Source organism: Paraburkholderia sp. JPY465 (assembly GCF_050436725.1).
GTDB lineage: Bacteria > Pseudomonadota > Gammaproteobacteria > Burkholderiales > Burkholderiaceae > Paraburkholderia > Paraburkholderia youngii.
In genome coordinates this window covers 978,634-1,003,663 of record NZ_JBNDMT010000002.1, presented here as the reverse complement: position 1 = coordinate 1,003,663, position 25,030 = coordinate 978,634, and the positions used below count along the sequence as shown (strand labels likewise).

18 protein-coding genes, 3 pseudogenes and 1 other annotated feature are annotated in these 25,030 nt (G+C 60.3%); of the genes and pseudogenes, 10 read left to right on the top strand and 11 right to left on the bottom strand.

Annotated features, from left to right (window positions below; genetic code table 11):
* Window positions 1–225: 225 nt before the first annotated feature.
* The gene (locus QFZ94_RS06665; RefSeq protein WP_429455959.1) at window positions 226–5,724 is read right to left on the bottom strand and encodes a trifunctional serine/threonine-protein kinase/ATP-binding protein/sensor histidine kinase; all 5,499 of its coding nucleotides are present in this window, start codon (window positions 5,722–5,724) and stop codon (window positions 226–228) included.
* Window positions 5,725–5,899: 175 nt separating this feature from the next.
* Window positions 5,900–6,853: a LysR family transcriptional regulator gene (locus QFZ94_RS06660; RefSeq protein ID WP_429455958.1), complete on the bottom strand. Its 954-nt coding sequence runs from the start codon at window positions 6,851–6,853 to the stop codon at window positions 5,900–5,902.
* Window positions 6,854–6,963: 110 nt separating this feature from the next.
* On the opposite strand from QFZ94_RS06660, the gene QFZ94_RS06655 reads away from it, so the two are divergent.
* The 4 genes from QFZ94_RS06655 (at window position 6,964) to QFZ94_RS06640 (ending at window position 9,840) form a co-directional block, all read left to right on the top strand.
* Window positions 6,964–7,713, top strand: coding sequence for an SDR family NAD(P)-dependent oxidoreductase (locus QFZ94_RS06655; RefSeq protein ID WP_410850634.1), 750 nt, complete (start codon window positions 6,964–6,966; stop codon window positions 7,711–7,713).
* A gap of 30 nt (window positions 7,714–7,743) precedes the next feature.
* Window positions 7,744–8,769 carry a LysR family transcriptional regulator gene (locus QFZ94_RS06650; RefSeq protein ID WP_429455957.1) on the top strand — a complete coding sequence of 342 codons (1,026 nt, stop codon included), beginning with the start codon at window positions 7,744–7,746 and terminating at the stop codon, window positions 8,767–8,769.
* 165 nt (window positions 8,770–8,934) lie between these two features.
* Window positions 8,935–9,327, top strand: a complete 393-nt coding sequence (locus QFZ94_RS06645; RefSeq protein WP_429455956.1) for a DUF3331 domain-containing protein — start codon at window positions 8,935–8,937, stop codon at window positions 9,325–9,327.
* Between the two features lie 78 nt (window positions 9,328–9,405).
* The gene (locus QFZ94_RS06640; RefSeq protein ID WP_429455955.1) at window positions 9,406–9,840 is read left to right on the top strand and encodes a hypothetical protein; all 435 of its coding nucleotides are present in this window, start codon (window positions 9,406–9,408) and stop codon (window positions 9,838–9,840) included.
* Between the two features lie 413 nt (window positions 9,841–10,253).
* On the opposite strand, the pseudogene QFZ94_RS06635 reads toward QFZ94_RS06640, so the two are convergent.
* A pseudogene (locus QFZ94_RS06635) lies at window positions 10,254–10,994 on the bottom strand (ISL3 family transposase); the annotation flags it as partial.
* A 48-nt stretch (window positions 10,995–11,042) separates the two neighbouring features.
* On the opposite strand from QFZ94_RS06635, the gene QFZ94_RS06630 reads away from it, so the two are divergent.
* A protein-coding gene (locus QFZ94_RS06630) for an IS3 family transposase (protein WP_429455647.1) occupies window positions 11,043–12,280 on the top strand; the annotation gives its coding sequence in 2 pieces (ribosomal slippage) (window positions 11,043–11,337 and window positions 11,337–12,280; 1,239 coding nt in all).
* Window positions 11,333–11,449: a sequence feature (AL1L pseudoknot), on the top strand. (Overlaps the previous gene by 117 nt.)
* Before the next feature lie 38 nt (window positions 12,281–12,318).
* Here the strand turns inward: QFZ94_RS06630 and QFZ94_RS06625 are convergent.
* The 4 genes and pseudogenes from QFZ94_RS06625 to QFZ94_RS06610 all read right to left on the bottom strand — a co-directional run.
* Window positions 12,319–12,804: pseudogene (locus tag QFZ94_RS06625) on the bottom strand (helix-turn-helix domain-containing protein); the annotation flags it as partial.
* A gap of 406 nt (window positions 12,805–13,210) precedes the next feature.
* Window positions 13,211–14,470: a flagellar hook protein FlgE gene (flgE, locus tag QFZ94_RS06620; RefSeq protein ID WP_429455954.1), complete on the bottom strand. Its 1,260-nt coding sequence runs from the start codon at window positions 14,468–14,470 to the stop codon at window positions 13,211–13,213.
* Between the two features lie 369 nt (window positions 14,471–14,839).
* The gene (locus tag QFZ94_RS06615) at window positions 14,840–15,826 is read right to left on the bottom strand and encodes an alpha/beta fold hydrolase (RefSeq protein ID WP_429455953.1); all 987 of its coding nucleotides are present in this window, start codon (window positions 15,824–15,826) and stop codon (window positions 14,840–14,842) included.
* Between the two features lie 309 nt (window positions 15,827–16,135).
* A complete protein-coding gene (locus QFZ94_RS06610; RefSeq protein ID WP_368585105.1) occupies window positions 16,136–16,513 on the bottom strand; it encodes a response regulator transcription factor in 378 nt (125 codons plus the stop codon).
* Window positions 16,514–16,807: 294 nt separating this feature from the next.
* Between QFZ94_RS06610 and QFZ94_RS06605 the strand changes: the two genes are divergently transcribed.
* The 4 genes and pseudogenes from QFZ94_RS06605 (at window position 16,808) to QFZ94_RS06590 (ending at window position 20,349) form a co-directional block, all read left to right on the top strand.
* On the top strand, window positions 16,808–17,464 hold the full coding sequence (locus QFZ94_RS06605) for a response regulator transcription factor (protein WP_410850628.1): 657 nt from the start codon (window positions 16,808–16,810) through the stop codon (window positions 17,462–17,464).
* A 515-nt stretch (window positions 17,465–17,979) separates the two neighbouring features.
* Window positions 17,980–18,189: a dodecin gene (locus QFZ94_RS06600; RefSeq protein ID WP_018437078.1), complete on the top strand. Its 210-nt coding sequence runs from the start codon at window positions 17,980–17,982 to the stop codon at window positions 18,187–18,189.
* Between the two features lie 226 nt (window positions 18,190–18,415).
* Window positions 18,416–18,718, top strand: coding sequence for a hypothetical protein (locus QFZ94_RS06595; RefSeq protein WP_429455952.1), 303 nt, complete (start codon window positions 18,416–18,418; stop codon window positions 18,716–18,718).
* Between the two features lie 228 nt (window positions 18,719–18,946).
* Window positions 18,947–20,349, top strand: a pseudogene (locus QFZ94_RS06590) (methyl-accepting chemotaxis protein).
* A gap of 97 nt (window positions 20,350–20,446) precedes the next feature.
* Here the strand turns inward: QFZ94_RS06590 and QFZ94_RS06585 are convergent.
* The 3 genes from QFZ94_RS06585 to QFZ94_RS06575 all read right to left on the bottom strand — a co-directional run bounded on the left by QFZ94_RS06585 (window position 20,447) and on the right by QFZ94_RS06575 (window position 23,291).
* The gene (locus QFZ94_RS06585) at window positions 20,447–21,739 is read right to left on the bottom strand and encodes an SUMF1/EgtB/PvdO family nonheme iron enzyme (protein ID WP_429455951.1); all 1,293 of its coding nucleotides are present in this window, start codon (window positions 21,737–21,739) and stop codon (window positions 20,447–20,449) included.
* A gap of 113 nt (window positions 21,740–21,852) precedes the next feature.
* Window positions 21,853–22,509 carry a helix-turn-helix domain-containing protein gene (locus QFZ94_RS06580; protein WP_176369513.1) on the bottom strand — a complete coding sequence of 219 codons (657 nt, stop codon included), beginning with the start codon at window positions 22,507–22,509 and terminating at the stop codon, window positions 21,853–21,855.
* Window positions 22,510–22,823: 314 nt separating this feature from the next.
* The gene (locus QFZ94_RS06575; RefSeq protein ID WP_176106710.1) at window positions 22,824–23,291 is read right to left on the bottom strand and encodes a universal stress protein; all 468 of its coding nucleotides are present in this window, start codon (window positions 23,289–23,291) and stop codon (window positions 22,824–22,826) included.
* Between the two features lie 282 nt (window positions 23,292–23,573).
* Between QFZ94_RS06575 and QFZ94_RS06570 the strand changes: the two genes are divergently transcribed.
* On the top strand, window positions 23,574–24,263 hold the full coding sequence (locus QFZ94_RS06570) for a FadR/GntR family transcriptional regulator (RefSeq protein WP_368585112.1): 690 nt from the start codon (window positions 23,574–23,576) through the stop codon (window positions 24,261–24,263).
* Window positions 24,264–24,321: 58 nt separating this feature from the next.
* Here the strand turns inward: QFZ94_RS06570 and QFZ94_RS06565 are convergent, their stop codons facing one another.
* Window positions 24,322–24,915, bottom strand: coding sequence for an acyl-homoserine-lactone synthase (locus tag QFZ94_RS06565; RefSeq protein ID WP_410850626.1), 594 nt, complete (start codon window positions 24,913–24,915; stop codon window positions 24,322–24,324).
* Window positions 24,916–25,030: the final 115 nt, after the last annotated feature.

Here is a 25,030-nt window from a genome sequence, read left to right as displayed (position 1 = left end):
AAAAAGAACGTAATACAGAAACCGAACGGTTTAGTTGAATCGATCGGCTATTACGTGCCCGTTCTCGAGCATGATAATTTGAGCAGTGAGGTTCGCGCGCTGGAGCTGCGTCGTGAAAATGCAACGAAGGTAAGCACGACCCCGATCTCTACCAGCGTCGAAAAGATGGAATCTATGACTGCAGTCGTCGTTATTCGCTATTCGGCTTTATGTCGCCACGGACGATCACGACAAAACCGCGCGATGCCGGGGTAGCTTGAACTGAACGAGCGCGCCGCATGGAGAGCACTCACTGACCCACAGTCGGCCGCGGTGCGCATCGATGATCGAACGACAGATCGAAAGCCCCATGCCAAGGCCCGTGGACTTCGTGGTGTAGAACGCGGTGAATGCGCGTTCGGCGCCGTCCGGACCAAAGCCCGGACCCGAGTCGCGCACCGTCACGAGCACGCACGCGCCGTCGACTTCACCGGTACTGATATGCACCTGTCGCACCCCATCGATGCCGCTCATTGCCTCCAGCGCATTGATGATCAGGTTGAGCATGACCTGCTGCAGTTCCACACGGTCGCCTTCGACGAAGGGCAAACACTCTGCAAGCTGCATCACGAGCAGGGCGCCGCATTTCCTTGCTTCGCCCCGCACGAGTTCGACGATCTCGCGGATCGCCTCGTTGATGTTCACCGGCTCCTTTTTCCGTGGCGCCTTTCTGATCAGTTGCCGCAGTCGCCCGAGCACCTCGCCGGCGCGGTTGCCATCCCTGAGGATGCCGTCGAGCGCCAGGCCGACCTCGGTGAGGTTGGCGGGCTCGCGGTTCAGCCATCGCAATCCGGCTTCTGCATGGGCCACCGTCGCGGCGATGGGTTGATAGACTTCGTGAGCAATCGAGGCCGCGAGCTGCCCCATAGTCGCCACGCGGTTCGCGTGCGCCAGATCGGTCTGTACTTCGCGGTAGCGCTGCTCGCTCTCGCGGATTTTTTGTTCCGCCTGCTTCTGCTCGGTCAGATCGAGTACGAACGCCAGGCCTTCCCGGCCGCTTGCGTCGAACGCAGCGAGGCCCACAATAATGGGAACGCGACTGCCGTCCTTCCTGATGTATTCCATTTCGAACGGCTTGGTGCGGCCAGTTTCCGTTAACTCGATGCGCGCGCGGATCGCGTCGTCATGCTTTTCCGGTGGCGTCAGATCCAGCCAGCGGACGCGGCCAGAGACCAGATCGTCGCGGTCATAGCCCACCATGCGCAGAAATACATCATTGGCTTCGAGGATATTCCCGTCGGCATGCCAGACATTGATCCCAATGATGTTGGCATCGACGAGACGCCGGATCTTTGCTTCGCTTTCCGCGACATCGCGGTACAAACGGGCATTTTCGAGCGAAATCGCAGCCTGCGAGGCCACGAGCTTCAGCACGGCGATCCGGGCCGGGCTGAACACGCGGGCAGTGAGGTTGTTCTCGAGGTAGAGCGCACCCATGAGCTTGGCTGCGTTCATCAAGGGCAGGCACAGAATGGACCGGGCGCGATGCAGACGGACGTAGGGATCCGCGGCAGCCATGGGATCCGTTGCGGCATCGTCCAGAAAGATAGTCTCGCGCGTACGCAAGACCTGGTTGAGGATCGACTCCGGCAACATCGCTGCGGTGAGCGGGGCGTCGGAGAGCTGCACGTGGACCGCGTCGCCGGCGGTGGTGGCTTCCGCAGCGATCCGATGGCCGCCCGCATTCGACAGGATCAGCAAGCCCCGTTCGGCGCCCGCCTGCTCGATCGACGTGCGCATGACCATGCCGAGCAGCTTTTCCAGATGGATCTCGCCGGAAGCCGCCTGCGACACCTTGATCACGGTCGCCAGATCGAGGTGCTCGATGGGTGCCGCGATCGTATTCGTCGGTCCGGTCGCCGCCGCCTCGTCGGTTCTCAAGTACGGATACTGTTCCTCGAGTTGCCGCGCCTTGCCGATGGCGCCCCAACGCAGATAGCCATTGTGGGCGTCCTGCATGCAAACGCGCGCAAACTTGCGAAGATCGCGTGCGGCATAAAAGCGGGACGCAAGTTCGTTGGCCAGTGCCTCGACGTGCGCGAAATCGCTATCCTGCGCCAATCGGATGGCTTGTTCGTAGAGCATTTCGGCGTCGATCACGCGGTCTTCGATGCGGGCGATCTCGGCGCCGACCAGCGCGGTATGGCTTGCGAAGTTCTCCGCGCAAAGATCTGCCCAGATACTCAGTTGCTTTTGATGGGCGCGCAGCGTGTCAAGGTGCTGCGTACGCTCGCCAGCCGGGATGGCGTCGATCCGGCCAGCCCACGCCAGCGCGGCATAGAAGCAATATTCAGCCTCCTCGGTGAACGAGTACATGACCCAGCCTAGCTCATTCGCCTGTGCAGCCGCGTGCGTGGCCGCCTCATAGTCGCCGGCAAGATAGCGTGCCTGTAGCTTCCGAATCCAATACATGCACACGTACGACACGGAGGTTTGAGACAGGTGACGTTCTGTGTGAAGCTCGTCGGACTCGGCGCAATCGAAGCTGCCGAACCCCGGTGTCAGGCCGCGGAGCGTCCGGATCAGTGCGAGCTGCAGCCCACTAAAGGCTGTGACCATCGGAAACTGCACTCTCTCGCAGTATGCGATGCCGGATTCTGTCTCCCGGTGCGCCTCGGATAGTGGTGCGCCGGTTACAAGCAGGGTCGAGACGACGTGATTGCGTGAGAACGCCCCCCACGGAATATCGCCGGTCCGATTGGCCATGTCGAAAACGCGGTGCATCTGCTCTGCGCAATTGCGCATGGGTTGAACCAGGCGCGCAGCATACATGTAGTAGGACAGATACGTGCGCGCTTTGTAGCGTTCGAGGCCACGCCGTTCGACCAGTTGGCAGCCGAGCTCGCCGAACTGGAAACCGGCCTGATAGTCGCCGAAAACGCGTCCGGCGAACCTCGGAAAATTAGCGTAGGCCACGGACGAGGCGTCGCTATTGCCGTGCTCGAGGCTCAGCGTGATTGCCTTGCAGATCGTCAGGCAAGCGAGGTTCCCGTCGCTGTGGAGGGCAGGCGGGACTAGCGAGATCACTGCATCGATGGTTGCGAGGGCGACCGCGTCCTGCATCGGCGGCAGATCGATGAGCTCCTCGATGGCCCGCTCCCCAAGTAGCGGCCAGATGCGCTCGTATTCGCTGCGCACGGCCGCGTCGTCCGGATGCGGTGACCAGTCGATGCCCACATGCCGAAGGAAGGCGAGGCACACAGCGACCCCGATCTCGCGCTTGCCGAGCATCAGGAAGACATCCATCTGCAAGCACGCGACCCGGGCGCGCTCGACGGTGGTCGTAGCACGCCTCGATAACTCCGCCAGTCGCGTTTCGGCAGCCAGCAGTTGTCCCGTCAGGAGCTCGCATTCGGCCCGGTTCAGCTCCAGTGCAAAGGTCAACTCATGCCGGCGTTCCCGGCCATTGTCATTCAACAGATCGGCGCCGGCGCTGAAATAGGCGAGCGCCGAGGCATAGGCTGCCGACGCCCTGGCGCGCTGGCCAGCGCGCAGATTGAGTTCGGCCAGTTGCTCGCGTTCATCCCGTTCGGTGATCAGCACGGCGCCGCGATTGAGCTGCCCGACAATTTCGAAGATCGCTTCCTCGCGTTTTTCCGCCGGGGCCTGCGCGATGAGCAGGCGGCCGATCCGCAGATGCGCGTCGGCGCGCGATGATTCAGGAATCAGGGAATAGGCGGCCTGATGAACCCGGTCGTGAACGAACGCGTAGGCGCCTTCGAGCCGCACGACGAGTTCCTGGCGAACCGCCTCCCAGACCACGGCGTGAATCCCCGCCTCCGGCATGCCGAGCACGGCCGACAGGGTCGCGATGTCCGCGGTGTTCCCGAGACAGGCAAGCTGCTGCAGCGCGCGTTGCGTCGCGGGCGGCAGGCGCGTCAGCTTGCCGGCCATCAGGTCCACGACGTTGTCGGTGTAACCGCTGGCGTGGATGCGTTCGGTATCCCAGCGCCACTGCCGCGCATCGTGATCGAATGCCAGCAGACCGCCTTCGGCCAGCGCGTGCAGGAACTGGATCACGAAGAACGGATTACCACCGGTCCGGTCGGTCACGAGGCGCGCCAGTGGCGCAAGTTTTTCAGGCGCACAGTGCAGCGCGTCCGCGATCAGATTCCCGATGTGCGCACCGGTCAGCGGCGCGAGCCGGATTTCCCCGATCTTCGCGCCCGCGCTGCGGATCGCTGCAAGCCGGGCTGTCAGCGGATGAGCGGCATCCACCTCGTTGTCGCGATAGGCGCCGATGACCATCAGGTAGCGCAGTTCCGGCTGGATCAGCAGGTCCACGAGCAGGTCCAGGGTCGCTGCGTCGAGCCACTGCAGGTCGTCGAGGAACAGTGCGAGCGGATGGTCGGCCTGAGCGAATACGCCGATGAAACGCCGGAACACCTGCAGGAAGCGCTGTTTCGCCTGTTGTGGTTCGAGCTCCGGGACCGCGGGCGGCTCGCCGATGATCAGCTTCAGTTCGGGGATCAGTTCGCTCACCAGCGCCGCATTGGGCGAGAGCGCGTCCAGCAATGCGGCACGCCAGCCCGCCAGCTCCGTTTCGGACTTGCCCAGAAGCATGCGCACCAGGCTTTGAAATGCCTGGATCAGCGTTGCATACGGAATATCGCGCTTGTACTGGTCGAACTTGCCGGATGCAAACAATCCCCGTGGCGGCACGAGGATCTTGTGCAGTTCATTGACCACCGACGATTTGCCGATGCCCGAATACCCGGAAACCAGCACGAGTTCGGGTGTGCCGGTCTCGACAATACGGGTGAAGGTGCTGACCAGGGTCTCGACTTCCCGCTCACGTCCGTAAAGCTTCTCGGGGATCATCAGCCGGTCGGGGGTGCCGTGCTCGTCCAGCGGAAAGTCGTCGATGCGGCGCTGACGCTCCCAGTCGGCGAGGCAGCGCCGCAGATCATGCTCGACACCGGCAGCGGTCTGGTAGCGCTCCTCGGCGGTCTTGGCGAGCAGCTTCATGACGATGCGGGAGATGACGGCGGGGATGGCTTCCACCCGCGCATTGGGTGCCAATGGCGTTCTGGCGATATGGCAGTGCACCCATTCCATCGCGTCCGTGGCGGCAAACGGCAAGACACCCGTGAGCATCTGATAGAACGTGACGCCGAGCGCATACAGATCGCTGCGCGAATCGATCGAGCGATTCATCCGTCCGGTCTGCTCGGGTGCCATGTAGGCGAGCGTTCCCGCGATGGTTTCGGGAGGCTCCGGCGCCTGCCGCTCGCGCGGCAGTCGCGAGGCCAGGCCGAAGCCGGTCAGCCGCGCCTGTTCGTCGGCGCAATGCACGAGGATATGCGCGGGCTTCAGATCCTTATGGATCAGGCCGCGTTGATGAAGCTTGCCGAGGGCGGCGGCAATGCCAATGGCGAGTTCCAGGAAATAGCCAATCTCCATGGGCGTGCCGAGCAGACGCGCGAGCGGCTCGCCGCCGGGGTCCTCGAGCGCCAGCACGGTCTGGCCGCCTTCGCGCACCAGCCTCAGCGGCCGTACCGCCCACGCACTGTCAAGCTCGTCCTTCAGCCCGAACTCGTGGGCAAGACGATCGAGACTGGCGGGCATCGGCTGGTCAGCGGCAAGCCGTGCGAGCAGCACACTCTGGCCGGCGACCACCGGGAACTGTTCTCGCGAGAAAATGCGCTCGCCGTCGTCCCATAGAACATTTCTTTTCTGATCCATCGGAGTCGCAACGAGATAGGTCAAATTCTGCGGATACAGGCACTTCGGAAGAATACACGTTCCTTATGGCGGCGTCATTGGTAATGCGGATCATTATCAACGGGGGCGCAAGTAGCAGCATCATGCGTGAATCCTTTCCCCGGCATCATTCGCACGTACGGCAGTGACAGCGCGATCAGGTCCTTTTCGATCTCACCTTCGGGTGCGAACGTGGTGCAGCTACACGGACGGACGCGGCAGGCGTGGCCTTCCATCCAACCAGTTGTGCCGTGACGAAATCCATGAATACCCTTGCGCGCATTGGAATGTCCCGTCCAAAGGCATGAAGCGCATGCACGGGCACGGCCGCCAGCGCCTCGTCCTGCAGCACGGTGCGTAACCGTCCGGCAGCGAGGTCATCTCGCACGGCGATCGCCAGAATCTGCGCAATACCCAGTCCATTCAACGCTGCCACCCGCATTGCGTCGCCGCTGTCCGCGTCGAACACGCCGTCGACAGCGACAGTCGTTCCATCTGCGAAGATCACGGGATACGCGCGCCCGTTGAGGCGATAGCGCACGTGTCGATGCGCGATGAGATCCGCGATCCTCCGCGGTGTTCCGTGTTCACGCAGATAAGCCGGCGCAGCCACCAGCACCAGCGGCAACTCTGCAATGGTGTGCGCATGCAGACCGCTATCTCCCAGCCATCCTGCTCTGATCGCGATATCGAAGCCATCGCGGATCAGATCGACATGGCGATCGCTGACGCTCACATCGAGCGCGAGTTCCGGATGTTTCGTCATGAGTTGCCGGGTGAGCGGGTCCAGCAAAAGGCGCCCTAACTCGCCTGGCAGGCTCACGCGCAATCTTCCCGTGGCGGTCGCGGGAGAGCGCAGAACTTCGTCTGCACTCTCCAGGCCGCGCACGAGCGGAGCGACTCGCTCGTAGTACGCCTGCCCTTCCGCGCTCAGGAGGAAGGCGCGCGTCGACCGTTGAAACAACCTGACGCCCAGGCGCTTTTCGAGCCTCGCGATGCTTTTGGACACTGCGGAAGGGGTGGTGCCTAACGTTTGCGCTGCACTCGTGAATGAGCCAGTCTCGACGGCGCGGACGAATGCGGCAAGACCATTGAAATTTTCGACAGACATGATGACAGAACGGAACAAGTGAAATGATCATCGTGTGACTTTAGCGCCTTCGCAGCCGTTGCTACATTCCGGCTGTACGCCAGATCGGCGAAATAGGACGAGGAAAGAAAATGAATCGGCTCGCAAATAAGGTCGCCGTCGTCACAGGCGCGAATAGCGGAATTGGGTTGGCGACAGCCAGGCTGTTGGTCGAGGAGGGTGCGAATGTGATCGTGGTAGGCCGCCGGGCAGATGCGGTCAATGCGGCCGTATCCGAACTTGGAGATAGGGCGATCGGGTTGACGGGCGATCTCGCGAACCCGCAAACGCACGATGAGGTGGCCTCGCTGGTTTCCCGCCGTTTCGGCGGACTCGATATCTACTTCGCCAATGCGGGAATCAATACTATTGCGCCCTCGAGCGATGTGAGCCACGAATCGTACGACCTTCACTTCACGACTAACACCAGAGCCGTCTTTTTTGGCGTCCAGAAAATCGCACCGTTGATGCGCGAGCACGGCGCCATTCTGCTGACCAGTTCGATTGCGAGTTCGAAGGTGTTCGAGGGGCACGCCGTCTATGCCGGCACCAAGGCCGCGATCGAGGCATTTGCGCGGAGTTGGGCGCTCGAATTCCAGGCACGTGGCATTCGCGTGAATGTCATCAGTCCGGGACCGGTCGATACGCCAATTCTCGGGAAACTCGGCATCGGGAGCGCCGAACGGCCCGCATTCGAGGCGGCCGTTGCAGGCCGCATTCCACTGGGTCGCCTCGGCCGTCCCGAAGAATTGGCGCGCGCGGCGCTCTTCCTTGTCAGCGACGAAAGCAGTTTCATCAGCGGCATCAATCTGAACGTCGATGGCGGTATGTCGCTGATATGAGTTGACCCGAAGTGATTAACGGCTCGTGAAATGAACGGCAAACAGCACATTCTCGTCCCGACTGGCTTGACGAGGTCTCCCCCGGCTTCGAGCGACGACTCGCTCGCATCCAGTTTCGCCACCAGCTATGCGGGCGTGATCTCCTTCCTCGCGGTAGTGAGCGAAGGCAGCTTCGCGAAGGCTGCCAGTCGGCTCGGCATCGGCCGCTCGGCTGTAAGCCGCAACGTCCAGAAACTCGAAGCGCAAATCGATGCGCGGCTCCTGCTGAGGACCACGCGCAGCACGGCATTGACACGCGAAGGCGAACTTTTCTATCAGAACTGCAACCCCGCTGTCGAGCGCATCGTCCAGGCTCTCGCGGACATGCGCGAACTTCGCCAGGGTCCGCCGCGCGGCCAGTTGCGCGTCTGCTCGACGACGGGCTTCGGCCGCACGATCGTCGCGCCGCTGCTCAGCGGCTTCTGTACGGCGTACCCCGATATTGCGCTCGACTTCATGCTCAAGGACGGCCCCGTCGAATTCACAACGGAGCGTATCGACGTCGCGTTTCGTGACGGCAAGCTTGACGACAGCCAGGTCGTCGCCAAACAGCTGATCCCGATGCAGATGATCGTGTGTGCGTCGCCGGAATACGCGCGCGCCCACGGTTTGCCGCGCTCCGTCGAGGACCTCGAGATGCATCGCTGCATCAATCTCCGTCTTGCTTCGGGCCGTATCGCCGGATGGGAATTCAAGGTCGGCGGCGTGAGCCGTAAAGTGGTCCCGAAGGCCGTGCACGTTCTCAACGATGCGGATCTGATGCTGCAGGCAGTGCTTGCGGGCCACGGCATTGCCCAGCTCGCAGCCTACCAGGTGAGCGAACTGCTGCGCGGGAAGCGTCTGTACGCGTGCCTTGCACAGTACGCGCCCGACGACCGCGGTCATTACGCGTGCTATCTGAGCCGCAAGCATTTGCCGTCGCGCATTCGGGTCTTTATCGATTACATGACCGAGCAGATCCGCGCGCTCGATCTGCAATGTCCAACTGAAGTCGTTCCTCCAGCCTGTTGTCCTTGATTGTTGATGCGATGACAACACGGTGAGCCCGTGCTCAGGGCTACTGCCGCTCGCACATGGCGCCTAGGATTTCACCTGACGTGGAGCGCTTTTCCGGACGCTCACGTTGGCATGCGAATCCGACTTAGCTTGAAGAACACGCAACGATGCAAGAGGAGCCCGAATATGGAGGCGCAGTCGAATATTCTCGATCCGTGGCTGATGACTATTGGCATCCTTGGGCAACTGTCGGGTGAGAAGAGCTCGAGAAGCAACGTTGCATCGGAGTGGACGCGATGGTCGGAACGTTCGGCAGGAAAGCGGGCAGACGGACTGACAATCCGCTTTTTGGAGCGTGCCACGACAACGAGCGTCACGCTCGCGTGGCTGGACCCGTTGCGATGTGTCTACGGAAACCAGGAATGGCACCTGATTCGTGCTCGTCACTCAGGAGTATGTGCAGTCAGCGGTCGCCAGATCCAGTTCGACGAGTACGTTTACCGGCCCCAACGTAGGCGCCCTCAGGCCGTGAACGCAGACGCGATGATCCTTAAAGACGAATTGGAGAAGCGCTTGTAAGCGAATGCGGCAAGCGCTGCCGGGAATCGGGCTGACCGTCTTCGGGTCGCGTGCAGGCAACACTACAGGAACATGACCATGGGACAAGAAGAGGCCGGCGTTTCGGTAGCCCCAGATGCGCCGGTGCTGGGCGATGACACAGACGTCGCTGGCTTCGCCGTCCCGCGGCGCACCTCATGGACGAGACGCCTCGTCAAAATCACTGCATTGTGGGCGCTCGTCGAATTTCCCATGGAATTCTGGGTCGCGCCAGACGACATGCAGCGGCTCGCGCTTGCGCTTGCCACCGTAATCTGGCTTCTTCTCGCATTTTATGTGCTCAGGGGCAGCGCGGCGGCGCGCGGCACACTTGCCTTCCTGTGTGTGTTGAGCGTTATCGCCATCGCGCCGGCGCTGCCCGCCGAGTACGCGGGGTTTCGTGTCGCGTTCTGGTTGTCGTTGGTCGAATGCGCACTGAAGGGCCTGTTATTCGTCGCTTTGCTGTCATCACGCCATACCGCCGTGTCTGGATGATGTTCGGCGCATGCGCACGATATCGCCTTATTTCTTCACCGCTGGCCCCTGATATGCCAGCGTCAGGACATTAACTCTCGACGGTCGTCAGAACGCGGGCTACAACGTCGATTGTGACGCTCGTGATGAGCGGGGGGCGCGGGATCTTCGTGCTTCCCCCTCCACCAATCTGGAAGGCGATCAGAAAGCGACTCGACATCGGTAACTGGTGTGCAGAAACGTCGAATTGCAGCGCACGGGGCATTCGTTGCCCGAAATGTCTCAGGTCCAGACTGCCCACGGGATGGTCCAGTTCATCAAAGACATACCCAGTTGCCCGTACCGGGTATGCAGCGTCACTTTGCATCGTGACGTTAAAAGTCACCGTTGAGATGATCTGCTCATTTTCAATTTGAAATGGGGAAAAATAAGGTTCATCGAGGATTTCCGGGGAACGCGGCGCGGATTTTGAGGAAGAAGTACTCCTCGTCGCGGTACCCGTAAGCTCTGCGCTTGATGACCTTGATCGTGTTGTTGATCCCTTCAACGATGCTGGTGTTCAGTGGGTGGTGGCAGCGCGCCAGGATTCCATGCCAGTAGCCTTGCAGGCGCTGCGCAAACAGTTGCAGGGCGGCGATACCACTCTGGCTTGCCTGCTCGCACCATTGCTCCCAGGCCTTCTGCGCCCAGGCAGGCTTGCGATAGAACCAGAGCCGTTTGAGTTCGTCACGTAGCACATAGACACACAACAGCGATTGGTTGGCAGCCAGCAGTTCCTTCAGATGCACCGACTGCTCAGGTTTCAGGTTGCGGCGGTTACGCAACAGCAGCCAGCGGCTGGACTTCAGGACCTTGCGCGCTGGCCTGTCATGGCGAAGCTGGTTGGCCTGATCGACGCGCACGCGATCGATGACTTCGCGCCCGTATTTGGCCACGACGTGGAACAGGTCGTAGACAATCTCGGCCTGCGGGCAATGTGCGTTGATCTCCAGTTCATAGGCCGTGGTCATGTCGATTGCGACGGCCTCGATGCGTTCGGCGACGCCTTCCGGTAGCTGCTCAAAGAAGGCCCTGGCTGTCTCGCGGGAGCGTCCCGCTCCTATCCACAGCACCTGTCGGCCGATCGGATCGACCACCACCGTGGCGTACCGATGACCTTTATGGAGCGCGAACTGAAGCGCCCCGGGTTTTCCGGAGACTCCACTTCTTGAGAAAATGGAGCTATGGAAAACACGAAGAAGAAGTCCCCGAGGTACTCGCCGGAAGTTCGTGAGCGGGCTGTGCGAATGGTACTGGAACATCAAGGCGATCGCGAATCGCAATGGAAGGTGATCGCGTCGATCGCAGCGAAGCTTGGCTGCTCGGGCGAGACGCTGCGTAGCTGGGTACGCAAGGAAGAGCGGAATCGGGGTTTGCGCCCGGGCACGAGCACGCAGGAGCAGGATCGGATCAAGGAACTGGAGCGGGAAGTGCGTGAGCTTCGGCAGGTCAATGAAATCCTGCGCAAGGCGTCAGCGTATTTCGCACAGGCGGAGCTCGACCGCCGACCGAAGTGATGATCACGTTCATCGATGATCACCGGCACGTCTACGGGGTCGAGCCGATCTGCAGGGTGCTGCCAATCGCCCCGTCGACGTACTACACGCATGTGGCCCGCCGCGCCCATCCTGAGCTGGTGCCGGCGCGGGCCCAGCGCGACAGGATGCTCAAGGACGAGATCCAGCGTGTGTGGGAAGAAAACTTCCAGGTCTACGGCGCAGACAAGGTCTGGAAGCAATTGAAGCGCGAAGGCATTGTCGTGGCGCGTTGCACGGTCGAGCGGCTGATGAAGCAGATGGGCCTGCGCGGTGTGGTGCGGGGCAAAACGGTCCGCACGACAGTGAGCGATGGTTCGACGCCGTGCCCGAAGGATCTGGTGAAGCGGCAGTTCACGGCCGAACGGCCCAATGCGCTGTGGGTGTCAGATTTTACGTATGTATCGAGCTGGCAAGGCTTCGTCTATGTCGCGTTCATCATCGACGTGTTCGCCCGGCGCATTGTCGGCTGGCGCGTCTCGAGCTCGGCGCGAACGGACTTCGTTCTGGACGCACTGGAGCAGGCCTTGTACGAACGACAGCCGGCGCAGCAGGACGGGCTGATCCATCACAGCGACCGCGGCGTGCAATACGTATCGATCCGCTATACGGATCGGCTGGTCGAGGCTGGCATCGAGCCATCCGTGGGCAGCGTGGGCGACTCCTACGATAACGCGCTGGCTGAAACGATCAATGGCTTGTACAAGGCAGAGGTCATTCACCGCCTCGGGCCGTGGCGCAATCTGCAGGCCGTTGAAATGGCCACGCTCGAATGGGTGGACTGGTTCAACAATCGTCGGCTCTTCGGCCCCATCGGCAACATTCCACCTGCCGAGGCAGAAGCCGCTTACTATGCAAATCTCGCTGAGTCTGTCACTGTGGCATGACGCAAGCAAAACGGTCTCCGGAAAACCCGGGGCGCTTCAAACTCATCCATCGCCAGATAGCGGATCGTCGACCAGTCCGGTTCGGCCACGCGTGCGCGCAGGCGCAACTTGTCGATCGATTTGACCGTGTGCCAGCCCAGATCGTAGAAGGCCGCCACCGCCTGTACGCTGGCCGCCTGCAGCAGCTTCTCGCACGCCTTGGCGAAGCGCTCAGTCACCCGCTGGTAGCGGCCCAGCCACTCCAGCTTCTCCAGGCGCGGGCCACCGCAGTGTTCGCACCAGACCCGGCGGCGGGGCACGTGCAGCACCACCCGATACTCGAACAGTGGCAGGTCGCGCACCCGGCGAACCGCCGTCTCATGAATCTGCGAACAACGCGCTCCGCATTGCTCGCAATGCATGACCCTGCTCACCGGTTTCAGATAAAGCGAAAGCGTGTGGTTGTCCCCCTGCGGCCACTCTACGCGTTCCAGCCGGTAGCCCTTCCAGCACCCCAGCGCCTGCAGTGCCTTGCGATCGAGCAATTCTCCCCCTGATGTCCCCTCAATTCAGGCATCAGATTACGCAATTGGCAAAAATCGCTCCACGCTTTTCTACGAAGAACCAAAAATAAGCGGCTACAAAGTCAACGTTCCAGTCGTCAGGACAGACGCAACACTCCTGGAAGCCGGACCATCCCGCTGGCGTAGCGGCCAGCGTGGAGGGCTTGAGTCGGGTGGCCTTGACAATCGGAATCTCCGTCAGCGAATTTCCAGCTTCCCCCGTCACACAAAACGGCCTGAAGACGGAGGGAGCTGATACAACCGAGGTGCTGTCCATATCGGTTTGGGGACTGTGGTGAGAGCTAGCAGCGCAGCTAGCGCCACACGAAGTACTGGAGGGTTCAGGTGAGCGCAAAGGCAGGACGCCGCCTGCCTGGTCCTGTCCTGGCTACAAATTGATGAGCGATTGGTCGACGGTTTGCTGGGTCTTTATCGTTTGAGCGTTGGCCTGATAGTTCCGTTGCGCCGTAATGAGCGCTACGAGCTGGTCAGTCAGATCAACGTTCGAACTTTCCTGCATAAATCCTTGTAGCACACCGTGGTTGAAAGTGCCCGGCGTGCCGATTTGCGCAGCCCCTGACGCCAGAGTTGCGTAGAACAGGTTGCCGCTTTGACTTTGAAGCCCATTCGGATTGGCGAAAGTCGCCGTCGCCACTTGCCCAATGACGAGTGTCTCCCCGTTCGTGTAACCGGCAGTGATGGTGCCGTCGTCAGCGACGGAAAGTGTGCCGTTGTAAGCGGCCGCGGCGTATCCGTCGGGGTGATACCGGGTCACGCTGTCTGTCGTCGCGGCGTACTGCGTGGTGTTGCCGAGATCGATGGCAATCGTTTGCGGGCTGGCGCTGCCATTAGTCGTGTTCATCTCGAACGAAAGGAAACTCGAACTGGTGAGTCTCCCGGAGGAATCGAAAGTCAGTGTTCCGATTTGCGTGTACGGGGAAGGCGTCCCGGTTCCATTGTCAACGGTGACATCCGAACCTTGGGGCGCTATATAGGCACTCCATTGATTGGGGGTGGCCGGATCTTTCACAAGATAAATGCTGATCTGATGCTCGTTACCTTCTGAATCGTACGTAGTAGCCGTCGTTGCGAAGTTGTAGCTCTGGTTGTTGGTAGGGTCGAACGGCGTGACTTTCGGGGTTTCATCTCCCGCGTTGAGATTGAAAGACCACGCGATCGCGCTGGTCGGCTTCGGGGGCAGATTTGCCACGGTCGCAGTCGTTAATTGAATCAGTCGTGAAGTGTCGACGACACTATTCGGACCAACTGCGTATCCCATTAACGGAAGGCCATTGCTGCTGTTAATAATATTTCCGTCACTGTCTTGCTGAAATTGACCGTTTCTCGAGTAGACCAGAGTACCGTTCTGAGAAAGCAGAAAGAAACCATTTCCTCTAATGTCGAGATCGAGCGGATTACCTGTTTGGGTAGGTGTTCCTTCCGAGAAGTCCCGGACGATCGTCGACGTTGCAACACCGATGCCGATCTGATTATTCGTCGCGCCGAGCATCGCGTTAGCGTACATGTCGGAAAAAACCGCCGTGCCTTGTTTGAATCCCACTGTGTGGGCATTTGCAATATTATTGCCGATGACATCAAGATCGTTTGAGACGGCATGCAAGCCGCTTAGCCCCGTCTGGTAACTCATATGGTCTTCCTTGGTCGAACATCAGAGTGTGTGGTGATGTAATTCCGCCGGAGGCAGGCGGTTTCGCCCGAGGAATTCTAAGTGATGTGTTTTCCTATTGTTTATGAAACTTCGTCCAAATATTTGTTCCGTATATTCATAAAATAGCGCGGCTATTGGGAATTAATGTTCTGCTTCAGGCGGTTGCTGCGGATTTCAACTGATGGAGACATTTAGCGCGACATTTGAAGCGTATGCGCGCGTTGTACGGGGAGCGTCGCATGTCCTTGCAGGACGAGTTATTAGACGCACGCGAGTGGGCGACCCGCATGCAAAAGAGGGCAAGGACGAGAGTCCTTGCCCTTGTGATCAGTGAAGTTCTAGCCGCGCTTAGCTTTGGATGAATGCGAGCAGATCCGCGTTGAATTTCTCTTTGTGCGTGTCAGTCAAGCCATGCGGCGCGCCCGGGTAGACAATCAGCTTCGAGTTCTTTATCAGCTTTGCCGATGCGCGGCCGGCTGCGTCGATAGGCACGATCTGATCGTCTTCTCCATGAATGATCAGCGTCGGGACGTCGATCTTTTTCAGATCTTCGGTAAAGTCGGTTTCGGAGAATGCCTTGATCGAATCGTACGTGTTTTTGTGGCCGCCCTGCATGCCCTGCGCCCACCACGAATCGATCAAGCCCTGCGACGGCTTGGCGCCGGGGCGGTTGAAGCCATAGAACGGTCCGGATGGCACGTCTTTGTAGAACTGCGAGCGGTTCCCCAATTGAGCAGCACGCAGGCCGTCAAATACCTCGATCGGCAATCCCCCCACGTTTGTGGGAGTTTTCAGCATCAACGGCGGAACAGCCGACACGAGCACGACTTTTGACACGCGTCGAGTACCGTGACGGCCCAGATAGCGTGCAACCTCGCCGCCGCCGGTGGAAAAGCCAACAAGTACGGCATCCTTGAGGCCGAGCGTTTCGAACACCGTCGCCAGGTCGTCGGCATAGGTATCCATTTCATTGCCGTTCCACGGTTGGCTCGAACGTCCGTGGCCTCTGCGGTCGTGCGCCACGGCGCGAAAGCCGTGCGACGCCACTAGCATCATCTGCGATTCCCAACTATCGGAGCTAAGCGGCCAGCCGTGACAGAACACCACGGGGCGGCCTGCACCCCAATCCTTGTAGTACAACTGAGTGCCATCTTTCGACGATATGTAACTCGAGAAGTGTCGGTGGTCCGCTTTCGATGCTTGCGGTGAAGCGACGGCTGGGCTTGCCTGAACCGTACCCGGGAGCATGGCGGCCGCCAGGCCGCCTGCGGCCGCGGCACCGCCGATCAACAATTTTCGACGTGTGGGTTGTTCATTCACCTTACTGCTTTTCATATTCATCCTCGTTGTTGAGCGTCTGCTCTGAGCGGGTCTGGTTTCGTTGACCATGGCGATCGCACGAAGTCATGCTTCAGCAGCGCGAGAGGAATGTTAGGGGGGCATCCCGACGAAAAAAAGGCTGAAAGAAGGCAACGTCGTGTTGCATCCGGAAACATCAAAGGACGCGACGCTAATCGGCTCTTGAATGAGGGGCCACCCCGATCTGGCGCGGCCGAATACAGTTACCGAAGGCAGGGTGTCGATATTGCGCCGACGGAAGTAGCGCTTCCCGAGGTTTCCGATAGAAGTATCTGATTCACAACGCTAACCGGATCGCTTGCTCGTCGCAGTCTCGATGGCAGCTGCCAGGTCGTTGGCACCCAAAGGCTTGATCAGAAGGGCACAGGCTCCGGTCGCGAAAGCTTGACGATGCAGTTCGGGCGTCGGATATGCGGTGATAAATATCGTTGGTATGCGCCACCCGTTTTCAATCAGGCGCACAGACAATTCAATGCCCGACAATCCCGGCATTTGAACATCTGAAACGATGCAGTCGGGCTGAGTATCGCCGGTATGTGCCAACACCTCGGCGGCCGATTCGAAGGTCACGACATCGTAGTCAAACGATCTGAGTAAGGTTGATAGACCCGATCGAACCGAGGGATCGTCGTCAACGACCCAAATTACCTGTGACGCGCGCAATTATCTTTCTCCCTGTCCGCGCCGATTGCGCGGAGTGGCCATCGCGTCCAGCGGATGAATGCGATCATACCCGACGGGTGGGCCGCTTAAAATCATACGCAGGTATATATAGGGGCAGTGCTGTTTGTCGGTAGAATGTTAGTAGCCAGTAAGTCGTGAGCTACTGCCGGCGCTGCTTGTGATACCCGCTCCGACCGCACCATTAGCTTACAATTACATCTCATTCCGAAAGAGCGACTATTCCCACTGACGGACCTATGCATTGTGTACACCAGTACGGGGAAAGGAACGCGAATGGAGAAAAACGTTTTTCCGGCCGTGGCTAGCACAGACGGTGCAATCGTCTATGTAATCGACGACGATGCGTCAATGCTCTCGGCACTATCTAGCTTGTTGCGTTCGTGCGGATATTCGGTGCGAACCTTTGAGCGGATCCGGGATTTCATTTCGGCTGAAAAACCGGGGGTTCCAAGCTGCCTGCTACTGGACGTCCGCCTGCAGGGTGAGAGTGGTTTGACGTTCCAGTTGAGTGCGCGAAACCATCAGGTCGACATGCCAATTATCGTCATGACTGCCCATGGCGATATTGAAATGTCAGTGGAGGCCATGAAAGCCGGCGCCGTTGATTTCCTGACCAAACCTGTTCGAGAGCAACGTGTTATCGACGCTGTTTCGTCGGCGATCGGCCGTCATGCTGAGCAATTGGAAAAATCTCTCACAAGGGTTGCGCTTCTGGCGCGTTATAACACGCTGACCGCGCGGGAGCGTGAAGTAATCTGGTTCGTTGTGAAGGGGTTTTTGAACAAGCAGATCGCTGCTGAAATGAACCTGAGCGAAATCACCATCAAGATGTACCGTGGCGCTGCGATGAAGAAGCTTGAAGCGCTATCGCTTGCCGATCTGGTGAGAAAGATGGAGATCGTCAGATCGGCGGAACGCGGACGGTATTGACGGTTAGGGTCCAGGCGGTGAAGTCGTTACGAATTCTCCCGAGGAGTTGCAGATCAAAGGCGGCCCAGATTCTTGATCCGACTGTCTGAGAGCGGAATCTCTCACGCCATCGTGTGTGTACTCCACCAGGCCGCACCCCATGGTCTGGCACACGCGACTTCGATTCATTTTGCCGGTTGGACGCTCATCTTCGGCAAGAGCCCCCCGGGGCAACGTCGATTGATGTTCTTCGATGCAACGCCGTGTTGCCCTCTTTCGACCTTCTTCTCGTGGGGACGTCCCCCTAACATTCGTCTTGCGGTGCTGAAGCGTGACGTCTTGAAACAGCAACTGCCAGCGCCCGGTGCAATCACTGCAGCGAATGGCAAACGCGTTATGCGATCCAAAGTTCTCGCGGTGAATTGAAACAGGCCGTCTCAAGTACGAGGTTCAACCGGACCGTCGCGTATTTATTTTCCATCTGCGTATCGGAGCAGCTTTTTGCCGCTCGCCGGCGCACACCAATGAGGACATTTATGTCAGAACACGTTTACAAGAAGGTGGAACTGACCGGTTCGTCGAAGAAATCGATCGACGACGCGATCACCACAGCGATCGCCAAAGCATCGGAAACGCTGCGCAATCTGCACTGGTTCGAGGTCACGGAAACACGTGGCCAGATCGAGAACGGCAAGGTCGCGTACTGGCAGGTGACGCTGAAGGTCGGCCTGCGCATCGAGGACTGAGCAGCTGCCGCACAACTCGCTGGCGCCTGACGTCGCGCAAACCCGAACAACGATCCAGTGTGAGTGGAAGTTGGAATCGAAAACAATATCGGTGGCATCGCACCACGGCATTCATGCCGATGTCGCCGGGAACCGAAAACTTACGGCCCTCCGCACCGCCGCTATTTCAAGGAAGCACTGAATTGATGGGCTTTCTATTGGCGCGACGCAGGAAAGGAGATGCACGATGAGAATGGCTACTGGAAGACGGTCAATACTTCCAGGTCTGGTGATTCTTCTCGCAGGCTGTGCTGCTTGTGGCATGCCGTATGCCGGGCCACGCCTCGCCTCGACGGAGTGCCGCGACCTGGTGGCGCTCAGAGAAAACGCGCACCCTACCATAGAGCAACGCCATAGCGAGCTCACTGCCCTCAGGAAAGCGGGCTACGCTGCGTCAACGTGGTATGACGATCCATACTACCCGGACGATCTGCAAGCGGCACAACGCCTGGTCGACTCCTGGTTCAAAACAGAGTGCCAGCAGCTTTAATCCGGCTGAGATGGACAGGCCGAGTACTGACAAAGGCATTCCGCGCACGGAACGAATAACCTGCTGCTGACGTTGGTACAGCGTGGATGGTCCAAGTGATCCGCAAAGCCCGACTCACTGGCGAGGAAAGTCATCCTCATTGCAACGAGGGCTTACTCGTCCTGACGCTACTTTCGCGACACATCCACACCAGAGTAGTCTGAATCGTTCTTTTCGGGGAAAAAGGGTATGCGCAACAACCATCCAATCACGCAGCGCGAGTTCGAAACCCCGGGCAATGCGACGTTGATGTCGACAACCGATGTGCAAGCTACATTAGCTGTGCGAACGCTGCGTTCATCGAGGCTAGCGGTTTCTCACGCGATGAAATTCAAGATCAACCTCATAACCTTGTCCGTCATCCCGACGTGCCGCAGCAGGCGTTTGCCGACATGTGGGCGACGCTCAAAGGAGGAGAGCCGTGGAGCGCGCTGATCAAGAACCGGCGCAAGGATGGCGACCACTACTGGGTACGCGCGAATGCCATTCCGGTCTTGCGCAACGGCCAAACGTCGGGCTACAGGTCAGTGCGGACCAAACCCTCGCGAGAGGCAACCAAGACCGCCGAGTCCCTTTACCGTGCGTTTCGCGAGCACAAGGCGAGCAAGCGGCGCTTTCACAAGGGCCTGATTGTTCGCACGGGCCTGATGGGATGGACCTCTATCCTCAAGACCATGCCGGTGCGCCGGCGCATCCGGTCTGCGTTGCTTGCGGCTGCGCCGTTCCTTCTGTGCGCGGCCTGGCTCTGCGGCGTCAGGGAGATTTCGCTGGTGGCGGGGTTCTCTGCGTTTGCCCTTGGATGCCTGCTATGCTAACTCGGCCTCATGTTCCGGTGGCTCATCGACGACGTAAGCGAACAGGTCACAACAGTCCAGAGCGCGATCAACGAGATCGCACAAGGCAACAACGATCTCAGCGGGCGCATGGAGCAGGCGGCGTCGAATGTGCAGCAGACGGCGGCTTCGATGGCGCAGATGACAGCGACGGTGAAGAGCAACGCCGAAATCGGGATGCAGGTGAACATGCTTTCGGGTTCCGCTAGCGATGCAGCCGCAAAGGGCGGAAAAGCGGTAGCGGAAGTCATCAGCACCATGAATGAAATCACCGCTAGTTCGCGAAGGATTGCGGACATCATTGGCGTCATCGACGGCATAGCGTTCCAGACCAATATCCTGGCCTTGAATCCAGCCGTTGAAGCTGCTCGTGCGGGCGATCAGGGGCGAGGATTCGCGGTCGTTGCCGGGCAAGTCCGTGCGCTTGCACAACGTAGCGCGAATGCGGCGAAAGAGATCACGAACCTCATCTCGACCAGCGTTGAGAAAGTCGAGACGGGGTCCAGCCTGGTCGCCGACGCCGGTAAGACAATGGACGAGATCGTGACGCAAGTGAAGAGAGTGTCGGATCTGATCGCGGAGGTCAGAGCTGCAACGGAAGAACAAAGCAGCGGCGTCTCCCAGATCGATCAGGCCGTGAGCGATCTCGACAACATCACGCAGCGGAACGCAACGCTGGTCGAGAAAAGCAGTGCCGCTTCGGATAGCCTCAAGCAGCAGGCGACGAGACTTGCGGAGGCGGTGAGCGTCTTCCGATAAAGTTTTCGCGCGTTCGGAGTGCGCATCTCATGCGGCTTCCACGATCGATGCGGCTTCGCAAGCACGGAGTGTCGCAGGTCAGCTAACGCTTTGTTGATCAACCCCGCACACACCGAAACCCCGCATACACATACTGATAGTGCGGCTGAAACCAGTTGCGAAATTCCGGCCGCAGCATGCACAGCGCGGTACGCGCCGAACCGCCCTTCAGCACGTAATGCTGTCCATCGAAGAAGTTGGCCGAATAGCCGGGATAGAACGGAAACGCTTCGAACCCCGGCAGCGCTTCGAATAGCGTCGAGGTCCATTCCCAACCGTTGCCGAACTGACCTTCCGCACCGAACGCGCTGACGTTGTCCGGATGCGCATCGACGGGTCGCGGGTCCCAGCTGCGGAAATCGAAGTTCCCCGATGCCGCGTGCGGCGCGCCGTGCGCCGCGCGTTGCCATTGCGCCTCCGTCGGCAGGGCTTTGCCGGCCCAGCGCGCGTAGGCGCTCGCTTCGGCGTGGCTCACGTAGACGGGCCAGTCGAGCGGCAACGGCACGTCGTCGAACATCGTGCGCAGCGTCCATGCGGTGCGGCCGTTTTCCAATGTGCGTTGCGACCAGCCGGCCGGATGCTCGATGCACTCCGCTTCCTTCCACGCCCAGTCTTTCGGCGACCACCACTTCGGCTCGCTATATCCGCCGTCTTGGAGGAACTCGAGGAACGCACCGTTCGTGACCATGTATCGATCGATCTCGAACGCGGGCACCTCCACGCCCATTTCGCCGAATTCATTGTCCCAGCCGAAACGGCCGGCCTCGCGCGGCATGCCGAGCACGGTCGTGCCGGCGGGCACGCGGACCATCGACGACAACGCGTCGCGCTGCTCCGTGCATGTCACGACCGGCTCGCGCAACGCGGTGTTTTTCTGCGCGAGCGGCAACTGATGGAGCATGTACGCGAGCGTTTCCGCGTGCATCAACCGATGCTCGATCGCGACGTTCAGCAACTGCACCGCCGCTTCGTCGTGCGCCGGGTTGCCGAGTTCGGCGAGCGCGGCGTCGATCTGCCGGCGCGCGCGCATCGCATACTCGCGCACGGCGTCGAGCGACGGCCAATCGCTGGGCTGATCGGTGGGAAAGCCGCCGTCTACCGGATCGATGCCGAACGCGAACAGCTGGTCGAGTTCCGGTGCGAAAGCCGGCAGATCGAACAGACGCTGGTCGAACAGATTGCGATCGAACGCTTCGAGATGGCCGATATAGAACACCACGCGATGACGCTCGCGGATCGGCCGTTCATAGAGGTAGTCGGGTTTGACGATTGCAAACAGGTCATCGGTTACTTGACGCGCGTCGTGCAGGCGCTGCACGAGCAGATGATGCGGGGCAGGGTCGCGATTCATTGGGGCCGGGTCTCCATGCAACACGGTCGCCGTGGGGGCGGTCTGAAAACTTTACCCCCTTGCAGACGGCGTGCCAAGACGAACCGAGCGACCGTTCAGCCCGGGCCAACCGCTCAGACCTGCCGCAAGCCTTCCAGATCGACGATGTGAATATGCTTGCCCCGCGTGTCGATCAGGCCACGCTTTTGAAATCTTGACAGGGTGCGGCTGACCGTTTCGAGCGTCATGCCGAGGTAGCTGCCCATGTCTTCGCGTGTCATGCGCAGGTTGAATTCCGACCACGAGTAGCCGCGCTGCGCATTGCGCTGCGACACGTCCAGCAGGAAGGCGGCGACGCGTTCGTCGGCGGACAGCGAGCCGAGCACCATCATCTGCGCGGCCTCGCTGACGATCTGCGCACCCAGCAGCTTGTGCATGCGCTCCTGGATCGAACCGATTTCGCGGCATAGCTGCTTCAGCGCACTGTATGGAACGATGCACACCGTGCTGTCTTCCAGCGCGACGGCGCTGCACGCATGGATGTCCGCGCTGATGCCGTCCAGCCCGAGCGGCTCGCCTGCAAGACGCAGGCCGGTGACCTGCTCGCGGCCGTCGCGGTGGACCATCACGGTCTTCATCGAGCCGGAACGCAGCGCGTAGATGCTGTCGAAGCGGTCGCCGCTGCGATACAGCGCTTCGCCGCGCGGCACCGAGCGCGCCGAACAGATCAGCGTTTCGAGCTTCGGCAGTTCCTCCGCCGACAGCCCCTGCGGCATGCAGATCTGACGCATCGAACAACTGGAGCAGCGCGCGGCGGTGCGTGCGGTGGCGCGTCCCGCCATGGACTCGCGGCTGCCGCTCGCGGCAGAGCCGGCGGAGCGGGTCGAGGAACGGGGCACAGCGGTGGGATTCAGCATGTTCTGCGCGCGATTGATATTGGTAGTGGTGAAATTGTCCCACCCGTTATGACCCTCAACAGGTGGCAAAGTGACGCGTTCGCTGCTTCGCTTTCCGAGCGGCGGTGGTGCCTCGACGAAGGTGGAAAGGTGAGCCGCCGCGGCTTATGTCGACGTCATGGCTCACCGTCTTGCGCGTGATGACCGTGTCAGACGGGTTGCTTGTCGGCGCCCGCGGCGGACGGCACCAGCAGAACCGGCAACGTGGCCTGGCGCACGCACCGTTCGGCGACGCTGCCGAGAATCAGCCGCTGGAAGCCACGCCGCCCGTGCGTGCCCATCACGAGCAGGTCGGCGTTGAATTCGGCGGCGGCATGCAGCACGATCTCGGCGACATCGCCGAGCGACGAAGCCTCGGAAACTCCCGGGTCGCCCTTCACACCTTGCTCGGCCATCACTTTCGAAAACTCGGCGCGCAGCTCCTGGCCTTCCTCGATCAGGCGGTTGCGCAGGATCGACGGGTCGTAGCCGGGCGCCTCGAAGTACATCGGCGTGTTTTCGACGACATAAAACGGCCGCAGCACAGCGCCATTCGATTTGGCGAGTTCGAGCGCCGCTTCGAACGCACGGCGCGAGGTATTGCTGCCGTCGACCGCTACAAGGATGCGTTTGTACATATCGGCTCCGCGTCAAAAAAGCGTCTGCCGCATTGCTAGCCGCGGCAGGGTTCTGTTGATCTTTTATACCAACGAAGCTTAGGTGATTGCGGGAAAAGATGCACCCGACCAGGATGTAAATCAAACATTTGCCAAATATTCAGGCCTGGCGCGGACAAAATGGCGGCCGCGGCGGCGCGCGCGAGTGGCCTTGCATGCTTGCAAACCGCATAAGTTTGCTGAAGCTGAAACAAGGTTGGCCTTACAATCAGGCCATATTCAGACAAGCTGGCCAGTCCGCTGATGAACGATCGAAAAACTAAGGGCTTACCCGACCAGATCTACGGCGACATTCTCAACCGCATCCTCGAAGGCGAGTACAAGGAAGGCGAGCGGTTGCCGACCGAGCATGCGCTGGCGGAGCGTTTCGCCACGTCCCGGCCGACCGTGCGCGAAGCGCTCGCGCGACTGCGTGCCGACGGCATCATCTCGACGCGGCACGGCTCGGGCACGACCGTCGCGCGGCGCCCCGACCCCGATGTGCGCCGCTTCGCGCCACTCGAGACGCTGTCCGATATCCGCCGCTGCTATGAATTTCGCATCGTGACCGAAGCGGGCGCCGCCGCGCAGGCAGCGCTGAAGGCCGACGCCCAGGACATCGCCGCGATCCAGCATGCGTGGGACGAGCTCGAGCGCATCATCGAGGCGCAGGGCATCGGCGCGAAGGACGACTTCCTGTTCCACCAGGCGGTCGCGCGGGCGTCGAAGAATCCGTTTTTCATCACGGTGATGTCGTTCATCGAGGAACAGATCCTGTTCAGCATGAACCTGTCGCGCAATCTGTCGCTGGTCAAAACGGTGGAGCGGCAGCGGCTGGTGCAGGCCGAGCACATGGCGGTGCTCGACGCGATCCGCCGCAAGGACTCGGCGGCCGCGGGCGCCGCGATGCGCGCGCATCTCGAGAACGCGCTGGAACGGATGTTCGGTTCCTGAGCCGACGCGCGCGGGTGAAGGTGTCGAGATTTTCGGTGACGCCAGGCTCCGGCGCGGCTCAAGCCGCGTCGGCGACCGGCCCGAATAGCGAGGTCAGCGTTTTCGCGCTTACCGCGACGTCGAGCGCAATGGCCCGCTCGACGCCGATCTGCAGCGGCGGCCCGAGCCGGCTGATATCGAGCCCGGCACGGCGCAGCATGCGCTCGATCGGCGTGGTGGTCACCGTGACGTAATGCGTAATGCCCATGCGCTGTGCGAAACGCATCACTTCCTGAATTGCGCGGATTGTCATATCCGTGAAACCAAAAGACTGTTCCTCCCCGTCGGTTTCGATCGCCCAGCGGCTCAGTTCCCAGATATGTCGGCCGACCGGCGCGGCTGCGCCATGCAGCAGTTGCGGGAAGGTGTCCTTGAGCATGTTCGGACCTTCGGTCGGCATCAGTCGCCAACAGCCGCGCAACCGTTCGTCTTCGCCCTGAATCAGCATGTAGTACGGCCCGAGCGCGTCATAGCCGTCTATCTCCATTCCCGCGATGGTCGGAATTTCCCAGCCGAGCCGGCCGTGAAAGACCCGGGCGCGCAGCCGGTACATCTCGTTGATCAGTTCGTTGTCGAATTCCTGCCGGAGTCCAATACGGATCGTGGTTTGCATGACGTTCTCCTGTGCGTGTTGGGGCTGCCAGATACGCAGGAAAACTTATGCATTCTGAATCTTTGCGCCACCTACCTACCTGGATAGGTGTGGATGCTTATCGGGTATCGCAAAA

Coding starts and splice junctions, on each gene's coding strand:
- QFZ94_RS06665 (WP_429455959.1), bottom strand. CDS start 5,724: ATGGATCAGAAAAGAAATGTTCTATGGGACGACGGCGAGCGCATTTTC.
- QFZ94_RS06660 (WP_429455958.1), bottom strand. CDS start 6,853: ATGTCTGTCGAAAATTTCAATGGTCTTGCCGCATTCGTCCGCGCCGTC.
- QFZ94_RS06655 (WP_410850634.1), top strand. CDS start 6,964: ATGAATCGGCTCGCAAATAAGGTCGCCGTCGTCACAGGCGCGAATAGC.
- QFZ94_RS06650 (WP_429455957.1), top strand. CDS start 7,744: ATGAACGGCAAACAGCACATTCTCGTCCCGACTGGCTTGACGAGGTCT.
- QFZ94_RS06645 (WP_429455956.1), top strand. CDS start 8,935: ATGGAGGCGCAGTCGAATATTCTCGATCCGTGGCTGATGACTATTGGC.
- QFZ94_RS06640 (WP_429455955.1), top strand. CDS start 9,406: ATGGGACAAGAAGAGGCCGGCGTTTCGGTAGCCCCAGATGCGCCGGTG.
- flgE (WP_429455954.1), bottom strand. CDS start 14,470: ATGAGTTACCAGACGGGGCTAAGCGGCTTGCATGCCGTCTCAAACGAT.
- QFZ94_RS06615 (WP_429455953.1), bottom strand. CDS start 15,826: ATGAAAAGCAGTAAGGTGAATGAACAACCCACACGTCGAAAATTGTTG.
- QFZ94_RS06605 (WP_410850628.1), top strand. CDS start 16,808: ATGGAGAAAAACGTTTTTCCGGCCGTGGCTAGCACAGACGGTGCAATC.
- QFZ94_RS06600 (WP_018437078.1), top strand. CDS start 17,980: ATGTCAGAACACGTTTACAAGAAGGTGGAACTGACCGGTTCGTCGAAG.
- QFZ94_RS06595 (WP_429455952.1), top strand. CDS start 18,416: ATGAGAATGGCTACTGGAAGACGGTCAATACTTCCAGGTCTGGTGATT.
- QFZ94_RS06585 (WP_429455951.1), bottom strand. CDS start 21,739: ATGAATCGCGACCCTGCCCCGCATCATCTGCTCGTGCAGCGCCTGCAC.
- QFZ94_RS06580 (WP_176369513.1), bottom strand. CDS start 22,509: ATGCGTCAGATCTGCATGCCGCAGGGGCTGTCGGCGGAGGAACTGCCG.
- QFZ94_RS06575 (WP_176106710.1), bottom strand. CDS start 23,291: ATGTACAAACGCATCCTTGTAGCGGTCGACGGCAGCAATACCTCGCGC.
- QFZ94_RS06570 (WP_368585112.1), top strand. CDS start 23,574: ATGAACGATCGAAAAACTAAGGGCTTACCCGACCAGATCTACGGCGAC.
- QFZ94_RS06565 (WP_410850626.1), bottom strand. CDS start 24,915: ATGCAAACCACGATCCGTATTGGACTCCGGCAGGAATTCGACAACGAA.